The sequence below is a fragment of the Brevundimonas sp. UBA5936 genome (assembly GCA_002430835.1).
In the GTDB taxonomy this organism is placed as follows: Bacteria; Pseudomonadota; Alphaproteobacteria; order Caulobacterales; family Caulobacteraceae; genus Brevundimonas.
Genome location: DJDA01000043.1, coordinates 1 through 11,718, shown reverse-complemented (window position 1 = coordinate 11,718; position 11,718 = coordinate 1). Strand labels below are relative to the sequence as shown.

14 protein-coding genes are annotated in these 11,718 nt (G+C 67.5%); 3 read left to right on the top strand and 11 right to left on the bottom strand.

What is annotated here, in order from left to right; all coding sequences use genetic code 11:
- Positions 1 to 51 precede the first annotated feature (51 nt).
- From B2Y21_RS04340 to B2Y21_RS04330, 3 genes are read left to right on the top strand one after another with little or no spacing between them, the layout of a single operon-like run.
- On the top strand, positions 52 to 462 hold the full coding sequence (locus B2Y21_RS04340) for an endonuclease domain-containing protein (protein WP_292057334.1): 411 nt from the start codon (positions 52 to 54) through the stop codon (positions 460 to 462).
- Positions 459 to 1,265, top strand: coding sequence for a 16S rRNA (adenine(1518)-N(6)/adenine(1519)-N(6))-dimethyltransferase RsmA (gene rsmA / locus B2Y21_RS04335; RefSeq protein WP_292057332.1), 807 nt, complete (start codon positions 459 to 461; stop codon positions 1,263 to 1,265). Before B2Y21_RS04340 ends, rsmA begins: the two co-directional genes overlap by 4 nt.
- Positions 1,262 to 2,410 (top strand): pyridoxal phosphate-dependent aminotransferase, encoded by a 1,149-nt coding sequence (locus B2Y21_RS04330; protein WP_292057330.1) that lies wholly within the window; start codon positions 1,262 to 1,264, stop codon positions 2,408 to 2,410. Before rsmA ends, B2Y21_RS04330 begins: the two co-directional genes overlap by 4 nt.
- Positions 2,411 to 2,541: 131 nt before the next feature.
- Here B2Y21_RS04330 and B2Y21_RS04325 read toward each other — a convergent pair whose 3' ends face one another.
- The 11 genes from B2Y21_RS04325 to B2Y21_RS04275 all read right to left on the bottom strand — a co-directional run.
- Positions 2,542 to 2,994 (bottom strand): nucleoside deaminase, encoded by a 453-nt coding sequence (locus B2Y21_RS04325; RefSeq protein WP_292057327.1) that lies wholly within the window; start codon positions 2,992 to 2,994, stop codon positions 2,542 to 2,544.
- A gap of 5 nt (positions 2,995 to 2,999) precedes the next feature.
- Positions 3,000 to 3,641 carry a guanylate kinase gene (gmk, locus tag B2Y21_RS04320; protein ID WP_200166821.1) on the bottom strand — a complete coding sequence of 214 codons (642 nt, stop codon included), beginning with the start codon at positions 3,639 to 3,641 and terminating at the stop codon, positions 3,000 to 3,002.
- Complete coding sequence (locus tag B2Y21_RS04315; RefSeq protein ID WP_292057324.1) at positions 3,631 to 4,515, bottom strand: YicC/YloC family endoribonuclease; 885 nt, start codon at positions 4,513 to 4,515, stop codon at positions 3,631 to 3,633. The genes gmk and B2Y21_RS04315 overlap by 11 nt, the downstream gene beginning before the upstream one ends.
- Positions 4,512 to 5,708, bottom strand: a complete 1,197-nt coding sequence (mltG, locus tag B2Y21_RS04310) for an endolytic transglycosylase MltG (RefSeq protein ID WP_292057322.1) — start codon at positions 5,706 to 5,708, stop codon at positions 4,512 to 4,514. Before mltG ends, B2Y21_RS04315 begins: the two co-directional genes overlap by 4 nt.
- Before the next feature lies 1 nt (position 5,709).
- Positions 5,710 to 6,990 (bottom strand): beta-ketoacyl-ACP synthase II, encoded by a 1,281-nt coding sequence (gene fabF / locus B2Y21_RS04305; protein WP_292057321.1) that lies wholly within the window; start codon positions 6,988 to 6,990, stop codon positions 5,710 to 5,712.
- Positions 6,991 to 7,108: 118 nt separating this feature from the next.
- A complete protein-coding gene (locus B2Y21_RS04300; RefSeq protein ID WP_003165440.1) occupies positions 7,109 to 7,348 on the bottom strand; it encodes an acyl carrier protein in 240 nt (79 codons plus the stop codon).
- 185 nt (positions 7,349 to 7,533) lie between these two features.
- The gene (gene fabG, locus B2Y21_RS04295) at positions 7,534 to 8,274 is read right to left on the bottom strand and encodes a 3-oxoacyl-[acyl-carrier-protein] reductase (protein ID WP_292057318.1); all 741 of its coding nucleotides are present in this window, start codon (positions 8,272 to 8,274) and stop codon (positions 7,534 to 7,536) included.
- Positions 8,261 to 8,875: a rhomboid family intramembrane serine protease gene (locus B2Y21_RS04290; protein WP_292057316.1), complete on the bottom strand. Its 615-nt coding sequence runs from the start codon at positions 8,873 to 8,875 to the stop codon at positions 8,261 to 8,263. Before B2Y21_RS04290 ends, fabG begins: the two co-directional genes overlap by 14 nt.
- A gap of 5 nt (positions 8,876 to 8,880) precedes the next feature.
- Positions 8,881 to 9,828 carry an ACP S-malonyltransferase gene (gene fabD / locus B2Y21_RS04285; protein ID WP_292057314.1) on the bottom strand — a complete coding sequence of 316 codons (948 nt, stop codon included), beginning with the start codon at positions 9,826 to 9,828 and terminating at the stop codon, positions 8,881 to 8,883.
- A 178-nt stretch (positions 9,829 to 10,006) separates the two neighbouring features.
- Positions 10,007 to 10,375, bottom strand: coding sequence for a hypothetical protein (locus tag B2Y21_RS04280; RefSeq protein WP_292057311.1), 369 nt, complete (start codon positions 10,373 to 10,375; stop codon positions 10,007 to 10,009).
- A 77-nt stretch (positions 10,376 to 10,452) separates the two neighbouring features.
- Positions 10,453 to 11,718: purple acid phosphatase family protein (locus B2Y21_RS04275; protein WP_292057309.1), on the bottom strand; the 1,266-nt coding region annotated here is incomplete at its 5' end.

Here is an 11,718-nt window from a genome sequence, read left to right as displayed (position 1 = left end):
TCGGGGGAGAAGGTGGGCGCCGAAGGCGCTCGGATGAGGGGGCGGCCAACCATGTGGCAAACGCCGGACAGGACCAAGCGCGCCCGCCGCCAGCGCCAAACCCTCACTCACGCCGAAGAAATATTTTGGCGTCTTGTCCGCGACCGTCGCCTCGATAATCTCAAGTTTCGTCGCCAGACGCCCGTCGGCGGCGTGATCTGTGACTTCGCCTGCACGGAAATTCGACTCGTCGTAGAACTGGACGGCGGCGTCCATAAGCTTCATGAGGCGCAGGCTGAACGTGACGCCAGACTGGAGCAGGCAGGATTCATGGTGCTGAGATCGGGCAATGAAGCCTTTCTGTCCGACCCCAATGTCCTATTGGGCGCGATCCGCGCACGCGCCGTGCAGATGCGGATGCAGCCCCCTCATCCGAGCGGCTCCGCCGCCCACCTTCTCCCCCGAGGGGAGAAGGAAAAATGACCTTGCCCTCCCTGCGTGAAACGCTCGACGCCCACGGCCTGTCGGCCAAGAAGAGCTTCGGCCAGCACTTTCTGCTGGACCTGAACGTCACGCGGAAGATCGTCCGCTACGCCGGACCGTTCGAGGGCCGCGCCGTCATCGAGGTCGGTCCCGGCCCCGGCGGTCTGACCCGCGCCCTGCTGGAAAGCGACGCGGGCAAGGTGGTGCTGGTCGAGAAGGATCCGCGCTTCATCCCCTTGCTGGGAGAACTGGACGACGGCTCGGGCCGCCTGACCATCGTTGAAGCCGACGCCCTGAAGGTGAAGGAAGCCGATCTGGTCGAGGGACCGGCGCATCTGGTCTCCAACCTGCCCTACAACGTCGGCACGCCGCTGCTGATCAAGTGGCTGACGGGGCCGTGGACGCCGTGCGCCCTGACCCTGATGTTCCAGAAGGAGGTCGCCGAGCGCGTGGTGGCCCAGCCGGGCGAGGACGCCTATGGCCGCCTGGCCGTCATCAGCCAGGCCGTGGCCGAGGCGCGCATCGTCATGCACCTGCCCGCCGCCGCCTTTACGCCGCCGCCCAAGGTGGCCTCGGCCGTGGTGCATCTGATACCCTTCGCCGAGCGCCCCGCCCCCGACCGCCTGAAGCGGCTGGAACGGGTCACGGCGGCCGCATTCGGCCAGCGTCGCAAGATGCTGCGCTCCAGCCTGAAACAACTTGGCGGCGCCGCCCTGTGCGAAGCCGCTGGAATCGAACCCGACGCCCGCGCCGAGACCATCGACGTGGCGGGCTTCCTCAGATTGGCCGACGCTTTGACATGACAGTAGAAATCGAACCCTTCCGCGCCATCGCCATCAGCCGCATCGCCCATGAGATGAAGGCCAAGGGCCAGTCGGTCATCCACATGGAGTTCGGCCAGCCTTCGACCGGCGCCCCCAGCCGCGCCATCGCCGAGGCGCACCGCGTGATCGACGCCGAGGCCGGCGGCTATTGGGAAAGCCCCCTGCTGCGCGCCCGCGTGGCCAAGCTGTACAAGGACCGCTACGGCGTCGTCATCGACCCCGAGCGCGTCATCATGACGGCCGGTGCCTCGCCCGCCCTGGTGGTGGCGCTGAACATGCGCTTCGCCCCCGGCGACCGCGTAGCTATCGCCCGCCCGGGCTACGTCGCCTACCGCAACACGATGAAGGCCCTGCACATCATCCCGCAGGAGATCGACTGCGGCCCCGACGTGCGCTTCCAGTTGACGGCCCAGGCCCTGCGCGATCTGGACCCGGCGCCCCAGGGCGTCATCATCGCCAGCCCCGCCAACCCGACCGGCACCGTCATCGCCGAGAACGAGCTGAAGGCCATCGTCGAGGTCTGCCGCGAGCGCAACATCAGCATCATCTCGGACGAGATCTATCACGGCATCACCTACGGCCACGACACGCCCTGCATGCTGCAGTTCGACGACAAGGCCATGATCGTGAACAGCTTCTCCAAATACTGGAGCATGGCGGGCTGGCGCCTGGGCTGGCTGATCCTGCCGGAAGAAGAGGTCCAGCAGGCCCGCGCGCGCATGGGCAACATGTTCCTGACGCCGCCGACGCTCAGCCAGTTCGCCGGCCTGGCCGCCATGGACTGCGAAGAAGAACTGGAAGCCAACATCGACGTCTATCGCGCCAACCGCGAGCTGATGCTGAAGGCCCTGCCCGCCATGGGCCTGCGCTCGATCGCCCCGCCGGACGGCGCCTTCTACATCTATGCGGACATCGGCCACCTGACCAACGACAGCATGGCCTTCTGCGAGACCCTGGTGCGCGAGACGGGCGTGGCCACGGCGCCGGGCGTCGACTTCGACCCGGTCAACGGCAACCGCTTCATCCGCTTCAGCTTCGCCGTCTCGACGCCCGAGATCGAGGACGCCCTCAGCCGTCTGAAGCCCTTCTTCGCCGCGCGAACCGAAGAAGCGGCGCAGGGCTAACCCTCTTCCCCCGTCATCCCCGGCCTTGTGCCGGGGATCCATAAACGCAGACCTGAGATAGTCGCGCTTTAACGTCTGCCGTCGGCGTATATGGACCTCGGGACAAGCCCGAGGGTGACGAAAGTGGGCGCTCAGGCCCCGTACAGCTCCGCCGCTGTCCGACCGGGCGCGTCCAGTTGCGTCAGCGGCAAGGGCGGCGGGTCCAGCGTCACGCCCAGCGCCTGATAGGTCGCCGCGCTGGAGAAGCCGTAGGGCTCGGCGTCCGCATTGCTGAAGGCGTAGTAGACCGCGCTGACCCGCGTCATCACCGCCGCCGCCAGACACATGGGGCACGGGTGCCCGCTGGCGTAGAGCACCGCGCCCGACAGGTCGACGCCGCCCAGCGCCGGTCCTGCCTGACGCAGGGCCTCCATCTCGGCATGAGAGCTGGGATCGTTGGTCGCCAGCATCCGGTTGACGCCTCTAGCGATCAGGACGCCGTCCTTGACCAGCACCGCCCCGAACGGCCGACCGCCCGCCCTGACGTTCTCCAACGCCAGATCGACAGCCTGAGCCAACCAGAAGCGGTGTTCAGCCTCGCCCATGGGCGTCAGACCACTTCCTTCAGCAGCGCGCTCTTGTAGCCGTCGACCCACAGGTTGCGGTGACGGCGGCTGCGCTCGGCGTGATAAATGTGGGCCAGTTCGGCGTAGGACCGGTCGAAGTCCTCGTTGACCAGCACATAGTCGAAGTCGTCGCAGTGCTCGATCTCGCCCTTGGCGTTGGCGACGCGGCGCTCGATCACGTCCTCGGCGTCCTGAGAGCGCGTCACCAGACGGCGGCGAAGCTCCTCAAGGCTGGGCGGCAGGATGAAGACCCGCACGGCGTCGCCAGGGCATTTGGCGGCCACGTCGCGGGCGCCCTGCCAGTCGATGTCGAACAGGACGTCGCGCCCTTCGGCCAGAGCGCGCTCGACCGGAGCGGCCGGGCTGCCGTAGCGATTGCCGTGCACATCCGCCCATTCCAGGAAGGCGTCGGCGTCGACCAGGCGCTGGAATTGCTCCTTGCTGACGAAGTTGTAGTCGCGGCCGTCCACCTCGCCCGGACGGATGTCGCGGGTGGTCATGGAGACGGACAGCTCCAGCCCCTTGTGGTCGGCCATCAGGCGGCGGCACAGCGAGGTCTTTCCGGCCCCCGACGGACTGGCCACGATCAGCAGGACGCCACGGCGGGGGGTGCGGTTATTCGACATTCTGAACTTGTTCTCGAAGCTGCTCGATGACGGCCTTCAACTCCAGGCCGATTCCGGTGAGCGCGGTCGTAGCGGATTTCGAACAGAGGGTGTTCGCCTCACGCATGAATTCCTGCATCAGGAAGTCGAGTTTTCGACCGGCGGGGGGTTGCTGCAACAGTGCGCGGGCCGAGGCGACGTGGGCCGTCAGCCGGTCGAGCTCCTCGCGCACGTCGGCCTTGGTCGCCAACGCCGCCGCCTCAAGGAAGACGCGCTCATCCAGACCGGGCGCGTCGGGCGCCAGTTCGCTGATGCGGCGGGTGAAGCGCTCGCGGATAGCCTCGACCTGCGCCGACGCCTCAAGCTCAGCGCGGGCGACCAGCGCCTCGATGGTTCCGACGAAGTCATGAATGACCGGCGTCAGTTGCTCGCCCTCGCGCTGACGCGAGGCCTTCAGCGCATCCAGCGCCTGTTCGACCGTGGCGGCCATGGCGGCCTCAAGGGCGGCGCGGCCTTCCGCGTCCTCGTCCTCTTCGGCGACCTCGATCACGCCACGCAGGGCCAGCAGGCCGTCGGCCGAGGGCGGGGTCGCCCCTTCCTCCGCCAACTGGTTCGCCAGCCGCAGATAGGTCGCCAGCACCGCCTCATTGACGCGCGGCGCGGGCTCGGTTCCCTCGGCGCGCTTGGCTTGCAGGCCCAGCGTCACCTGCCCCCGGTTCAGCCGCGCCTGAGCCGCCGCCTTGGCCAGCCGCTCAAGGTTGTCGAAGCCATGCGGACCGCGAAAGCGCGTCTCCAGCGAGCGCCCGTTGACCGAGCGCGCCTCGACCGTCCAGGTCCAGCCGTCCAGCGCACCGTCCGCCCGGCCGAAGCCCGTCATGCCTGAAATCTGACTCATCGTCCGGCCTCCGTCGGCACGCGAATGACCTTGGCGCCCGGCGGGATGGCGATGGCCGGGCCGGCGGCCTCATCCGTCATCGGCGCAGGCGAGGTTTCCGGCGCGCTCTCACCCGCCGCCAGACCGGCCTTGCGACGCTCGATCTCGCGCCAGCGGGCCACGTTCAGCAGATGCTCCTGATAGGTGCGGGCGAAGACGTGGCCGCCCGTGCCGTCGGCGACGAAGAAGACATATTCCGAGCGCGGCGGGTTCAGCACAGCCTTCAGCGCCTCCTCGCCCGGATTGGCGATGGGCGTCGGCGGCAGGCCGTCGATCAGATAGGTGTTCCACGGCGTCGGATTGCGCAGTTCCGACAGCAGGATGCCGCGCCCCAGCGGCCGCCCCTTGGTCACGCCGTAGACGATGGTCGGATCGCTCTCCAGCCGCATTCCCAGACGCAGGCGGTTGGTGAAGACGGCCGCCACCTCGGGGCGTTCGGAGGCGATGCCCGTCTCCTTCTCGACGATGGAGGCCAGGATAACGGCCTCTTCCGGCGTCGTGACCACTGTGGCGGGCGAGCGGGCGGCCCACAGGGTCTCCAGCTTGGTCTTGGCGGCGCGCTGCATCCGGGCGACGACGGCGGCGCGGGTCTCGCCGCGCGTGACCTCATAGGTTTCCGGCCACAGGCTGCCCTCGGGCGGAACCTCGACCTCGCCGGTCAGGACCGGCTGCTTCATCAGGATGTCGACCGCCTGGGCGCTGGACCAGCCCTCGGGCAGGGTCACGTAGTGGCGCACCGCCTTGCCGTCGACCAGCAGGCCCACCACCGTCGCCAGAGAGGCGCCCGACGGCACCTCATACTCGCCCGCGCGGATCTTGCGGTCGGCGCCCGTCAGGCTGATCGCCGCGCGGAACAGGTCGGTGGAGCGGATCACCCCCGCCGATTTCAGATTGGCCGCGATAGCCGGAACGCCCGCCCCGGACTGCAGGGTGACGATGGTCGCCTCCCCTTCCGCCGCCTTCGGCCCCGGTCCCCAATAGATAGCCCACAACGCTACCAGAGCCGCGACCAGGAACAGGCCCAGCGTCCCGGCGGCGGTGATCAGGCCGACGCCGAGGCCGGAACGCCCCGCCCCGCCCCCGCCGCCCTTTTTCGGAACGCGCGACTTGGGAATGCGAACCTTGGGGGTGCGGGGGGACGGAGCCTTGGCCAAGTCAGTCGACCTTCTTGAAGATCACGGCCGCATTGGTGCCGCCGAAGCCGAAGCTGTTGGACATGGCGACATCGATCTTCTTGGCCTTGCCCTTGTGCGGGATCAGGTCGATCGGCGTCTCCATCTCCGGGTCGTCCAGGTTGATGGTCGGCGGCGCCATCTGGTCGCGGATGGCCAGGACCGAGAAGATGCTCTCGATCGCCCCGGCGGCGCCCAGCAGGTGGCCCGTCATCGACTTGGTGGACGACACGGCCAGATCCTTGGCGTGGTCGCCGACCAGCCGTTCGACCGCCTTCAGCTCGATCCAGTCGGCCATGGTCGAGGTGCCGTGGGTGTTGACGTAGTCGAGGTCCGACGGCTGCATCCCGGCGCGCTTCAGCGCCGCCTTCATGGCCCGCAGGCCGCCGTCGCCGTCTTCCGACGGGGCGGTGATGTGATAGGCGTCGCCGCTCATGCCGTAGCCGACGACCTCGGCGTAGATCTTGGCGCCGCGCGCCTTGGCGTGTTCGTATTCTTCCAGAATCATGACGCCCGCGCCCTCGCCCATGACGAAGCCCGCGTGGCCGCGGTCATAGGGGCGCGACGCCTTCTCGGGCGTGTCGTTATAGGCGGTGCACAGCGCCTTGCAGGCCAGGAAGCCCGCGATGCCGATCGGCACGACCGAGCTTTCGGCGCCGCCCGCCACCATGACGTCGGCGTCGCCCAGGGCGATCATCCGGGCCGCGTCGCCGATGGCGTGTGCGCCCGTGGCGCAGGCCGTGACCACCGAGTGGTTCGGGCCCTTCAGGCCGTGGCGGATCGAGATCTGGCCCGACGCCAGATTGATCAGGGCCGAGGGGATGAAGAAGGGGCTGACCCGGCGGACGCCTTGTTCCTTCAGCACGATGGCGGTGTCGGCGATGGGGCCCAGGCCGCCGATGCCCGAACCGACCATGACGCCGGTGGCTTCCTTGTCGTCTTCGGATTCCGGCTTCCAGTTCGCGTCGGCCAGCGCCTCGTCCGCCGCCGCGATGGCGTACAGGATGAAGTCGTCGACGCGCTTGCGGTCCTTGGCCGACATGACCTGATCGGGATCGAAGACGCCGGGCTGACCGGCCTCGCCGCCGCCGCGTCCGTCGACGCTGGGGACTTCGCCGGCGATAGTGCAGCCGTAACCTTCGGTGTCGAAAGCGGTGATCGGGCGGATGCCCGACCGGCCGTCCAGAATGCCCTGCCAGACGTGCTCGACGCCCGAACCGAGCGGAGTGACCAGGCCAAGGCCCGTGATGACGACGCGGCGCATGGTTCGCGCTCCTTCTTGGTCAGAATAGTAACCAGAAACACTAATGGCCGCCGGACGGTCCCGCTAGGGGTCCGTCACAGCGGCCATCAGCTGGTAAGTGCGACGAATCGCAGCCGGATCAGGCGGCCAGCTTCTCGTCGATGAACTTCACCGCGTCGCCGACGGTCTGGATGTGCTCAGCGGCGTCATCCGGGATTTCGACGTCGAATTCTTCTTCGAAGGCCATGACCAGTTCGACGTTGTCGAGCGAGTCGGCGCCCAGGTCGTCGATGAAGGAAGCCTTCTCGGTGACCTTGTCCGGATCGGCGTCCAGGTGGTCGATCACGATCTTGCGGACGCGTTCGAGGGTGTCGGACATGAGTGTCTCTCTGCCTGTTTGAAATCGCCGTGAAGGCGGGTCTTGGGTTGTTTCGCCGTGTCACGGCTGCCTGCCGGGATCAAGCCTCAATGAGACTCACCCCCGAAAGACGTCCGTGCCCTTTAGCACAGGGTGACGGCGTGGAAATAGTCTGTTGCGCGTCGTGATGACGCCGCACAACGGGTTCAGATCATCGCCATGCCGCCGTTGACGTGCAACGTTTGGCCGGTGACGTAGGCCGCTTCATCCGACGACAGATAGACGGCGGCCGAGGCGATTTCGTCGCCCGCGCCCAGACGTCCGGCCGGAATCTTGGACAGAATGGCCTCGCGCTGCTGGTCGTTCAGCACGTCCGTCATCGGCGAAGCGATGAAACCCGGCGCGATGCAGTTAACCGTGATCCCGCGCGAGCCGACTTCCTGCGCCAGCGACTTGGAGAAGCCGATCATCCCGGCCTTGGAGGCGGAATAGTTGGTCTGGCCGGGGTTGCCGGTGACGCCGACCACCGAAGTGATGCCGATGATGCGGCCCGAACGGCGCTTCATCATCCCCTTCACCGCCGCGCGGGTCAGCCGGAAATAGCTCTCAAGATTGATCTGGACGACCGACTGGAAGTCCTCGTCCTTCATCCGCATCAGCAGGCCGTCCTTGGTGATGCCCGCGTTGGCGACCAGGATGTCCAGCGGCGCGCCCGCCGCCGTCTCGGCCGCGTTCACCAGATTATCGACCGATTCCGGATCCGACAGGTTGGCGGTGGCGAAGTGGGCGCGCTCGCCCAGTTCCTTGGCCAAATCGGCCAGCACGGCTTCGCGCGTGCCGGACAGGACGACAGTAGCCCCTTGCGCGTGCAGGGCGCGGGCGATGGCCCCGCCGATGCCGCCGGTGGCGCCGGTCACGAGGGCGGTCTTGCCGCTAAGGTTGAACATCAGATTCTCCGAGCATCGCCGTTTCAGCGCGATATTTATTCAAGAATAGAGACGCGCCGCCGACAACCAAGCCGACGACGAAAGATACCAAATGACCGGGCTTTACACCCGTATGGCTGCTGACGAACAGGTCCAGCCCAACACTGACCGCCACCCCGGCGACCGCCGCCCACCAACCGATGCTCTTCCGCTCCAGCAGCAAAAGCCCCGCCCCACATAGAGCTAGGTAGGCTTGGGAAGCGCCCGACACATAGGCGGTCGGCTGCAGCAAGGCCGCTGTAAGTTGCCCGCAGGCGCCGCCGACCAAGCCAAGCGCCAGAACCAGCGGCCAGGGCCATCGGCGCGCCAGCGCGGCGCCGACGAGGCCGATGATCACGACGTTGAACAGCATGTGCGGAAACTTCACATGCAGCCATTGCGAGGCCAGCAGCTTCCAACTGCCAGCCAAGGTCAGCGTCTGTCCCTCGAACGCGCCATAGACGGTCAGCGCGATCGAATGCTGGCGCATCCAGAGCGGCTGCCCCAGATCAGCGGCCACAACGATCCAGACGACGACGATGCTCGCCGCCCAAGCCCAGATGATCGCAGCCCCCCGCGTCAAATCGCTCAGACCAGCGACTTCGCGAAAGCTTCCAGCTCTTCGGCCGTGTTCAGCGCCAGGGCCTCGGCGTCGGGGGCGATACGCTTGGCCATGCCGGTCAGCACCTTGCCCGAGCCGACCTCGACGAAGCGGGTCACGCCGCCTTCACTCGCCATCCACTCCATGCTCTCGCGCCAGCGCACACGGCCCGTGACCTGCTCGACCAGCAGGCGACGGATGACCTCGGCGTCGGTTTCCGGGCGGGCGGTGACGTTGGCGACCACCGGCACGACGGGCGCGATGATCTTGGCATCAGCAAGCGCGGCGGCCATTTCATCGGCCGCAGGCTGCATCAGCGGGCAGTGGAAGGGCGCCGAGACGTTCAGCGGGATGGCGCGCGCGCCCAATTCCTTGGCCTTTTCGATGGCCAGATCCACGGCGGCCTTGTCGCCCGAGATGACGACGTTGCCCTTGTTGTTGTCGTTGGCGACGACGCAGACGCCCGCCGCCGAACCGGCCCTGGCCGCTTCTTCAGCCAGCGCCAGATCGGTCTTGGGGCCGATCAGCGAGGCCATCGCGCCCTTGCCCACCGGCACGGCGCGCTGCATGGCCTGACCGCGCAGCTTCAACAGGCGCGCGGTGTCCGACAGGCTGATCGCGCCCGCAGCGGCCAAGGCCGAATATTCGCCCAGCGAGTGACCGGCGACGTAGGCGGCGCGCGCCACGTCGACGCCGAACTCGACCTTCAGCACCCGCGCCGTGGCGACCGAGACGGCCATCAGGGCGGGCTGGGCGTTCTCGGTCAGGGTCAGCTGATCGTCCGGCCCTTCGCGCATCAGCTCGAACAGCTTCTGGTTCAGGGCGTCGTCCACCTCGGCGAAGACCTCGCGCGCGCTGGCGAAGGCGTCAGACAGGGCGACGCCCATGCCGACCGACTGGCTGCCCTGACCGGGAAAGAGAAGCGCGAGGCTCATCCGGGATCGTCCGTCATCCGTTGAATCAAGCCGCGAGGGGTAGGCGAATCCCTCCCCTACGGCAAGAAGAACGCCACCGTTTCACCCCCGCTCATCCCGACGGACGCCGGGATCCAGCGCTTTGGCTGCAAGGCGCTGAGGCCGACAGACACGGCTCGGGCCAGGCGCTCTATCTCAATCAGCGGCTTGCAGCCGCCATGGGACGGAACTGCATCACCACCTTGCCTCGCCCGCTGAGATCGAAGCCGCCATTGTCGCCCACAGGCGCTTCATCCATGCAGACCTCGCGCGGGCGCGCCGTATCATTCAGGCAGAACTGCCCATCGGCGCGACGCCACGTTCCTTCACGCGCCACCGGACCGCCGGGTTCCGACATGGTGAAGGAGCCGTCGGCCTTCAGATCGACGTCGACTGCAGTCCCGTCCATCATCGTGACCTTGTAGGTTCCGCTAGGAGAGCGACCTGGATCGTTCTGACTTTGGGCGGCGTTGCCGCAAGCGGCCAGAGCGACGAAGGCGGCCATGCAGGCCAGGATGGTGATACGCACAAATCCCCCTTGAGCGTTAAGGCGACAGGCGTCGCCGTTGATCAAGCCAATGCCGCTGTTCGCGTCGAAGTTCCCCCTCAGTCCTTGATTTCCGCCGTGCAGGGTCGGTCGTCCGGGCCCGCCGCGCCGTCGCAACGACGCAGGGCCAGCAGGGTGTCCTCTGTCTCGACCAATCGCTTCGTTCCATCGGCCTGCCGCTCCAGCGTGAAGGCGTCATACAGCCCGCCCGTCGCCGTAAAGGCGCGGAACGACAGACGGTCCGCCTCGACGTCGATCAGCTGATACAGCTCTGTATTCTCGGCCGCGCGCACGGGCTGCGTGTCTGCCCGGTCGTTCAGCCCATACATCTTGGAGCCGGTGACGGAGACGACATAGACCGGCCCCTGCGGACGCCCCGCCGCGCTGTCAGCGCGCGACGCCTCGGCCCCGACCGGGTTGGAGACGCGGCCGTAGCAATGGTCGTGCCCCTGCAGCACCAGATCGATGTTGCGGGCGTCAAAGATCGGCTTCCAGGCGGCCTTCAGCTCTTCGGTGTCTTCGGGTCGGGCGCAGGTGTAGATCGGCTGGTGGAACAGGGCGACGTTCCAGCGTGCCGGGCTTTCGGCCAGCACCTTGTCCAGCCAGCGCGTCTGGCTTTCCCCAGCCCCCAGGTCGATCGCCGCCGTGCCGTCCAGCACGATGAAGCGCACGCCCTGATAGTCCACGTAGTAACTGGTCGCCTTGGCCCCCTCGGCGCCGTTGTCCGGCAAGGCGAACTGCAGCGGCCAGTGCGGGCCGAGAACGCGCGATTCCTCGCCGTTCGGCAGCACATGGTCGACGTATTCATGGTTGCCGCTGGCGGGCAGTTGCGGCGTCATGGCGAAGGCGCGACCGCCCGCCTCGGTCCATTCGCCCCACTCGTCGTCGTGAACCTTGACCTCGCGCTGGGCCACCAGATCGCCTGCGTGGACGACCAGGGCCGCCGGTCCAGCTTCCTTGAAGGCCGAACGGATCACGCGCGAGCCGATCTCCAGAATGTCGTTCTGGGTGTCCCCCAGATAGATGAAACGGAAGGGCGCGAACTCGGCCTTGGCCGTACGGAACGGCAGCCATTCGCTCCAGCCGTCGGCGGCGCGCACGCGATAGACATAGCGCGTGTCCGGCTTCAGCCCGTCAAAGCGCGCCTGATGATAGAGGGCGCGGCCGTTCTCGTTCTCGATCGGCGCCGTGGTCCCGGCCACGGTGCGGGCTGCGAAGCCCAACAGGGGGCCGTCGATCTCCTCGGCGATCTGGGCCTCGGCGGCGGTCTGGCGCGCATCAGTGCGCCAGGCGACGGCGGCGCCGCGTGCGGCGTCGGCGGCCGG

Excerpts from the sequence above, each read along its gene's own strand:
- B2Y21_RS04330 (WP_292057330.1), top strand. The coding sequence starts at position 1,262 with ATGACAGTAGAAATCGAACCCTTCCGCGCCATCGCCATCAGCCGCATC.
- gmk (WP_200166821.1), bottom strand. The coding sequence starts at position 3,641 with ATGTCGAATAACCGCACCCCCCGCCGTGGCGTCCTGCTGATCGTGGCC.
- B2Y21_RS04300 (WP_003165440.1), bottom strand. The coding sequence starts at position 7,348 with ATGTCCGACACCCTCGAACGCGTCCGCAAGATCGTGATCGACCACCTG.
- B2Y21_RS04340 (WP_292057334.1), top strand. The coding sequence starts at position 52 with ATGTGGCAAACGCCGGACAGGACCAAGCGCGCCCGCCGCCAGCGCCAA.
- fabF (WP_292057321.1), bottom strand. The coding sequence starts at position 6,990 with ATGCGCCGCGTCGTCATCACGGGCCTTGGCCTGGTCACTCCGCTCGGT.
- B2Y21_RS04315 (WP_292057324.1), bottom strand. The coding sequence starts at position 4,515 with ATGAGTCAGATTTCAGGCATGACGGGCTTCGGCCGGGCGGACGGTGCG.
- rsmA (WP_292057332.1), top strand. The coding sequence starts at position 459 with ATGACCTTGCCCTCCCTGCGTGAAACGCTCGACGCCCACGGCCTGTCG.
- fabD (WP_292057314.1), bottom strand. The coding sequence starts at position 9,828 with ATGAGCCTCGCGCTTCTCTTTCCCGGTCAGGGCAGCCAGTCGGTCGGC.
- fabG (WP_292057318.1), bottom strand. The coding sequence starts at position 8,274 with ATGTTCAACCTTAGCGGCAAGACCGCCCTCGTGACCGGCGCCACCGGC.
- B2Y21_RS04325 (WP_292057327.1), bottom strand. The coding sequence starts at position 2,994 with ATGGGCGAGGCTGAACACCGCTTCTGGTTGGCTCAGGCTGTCGATCTG.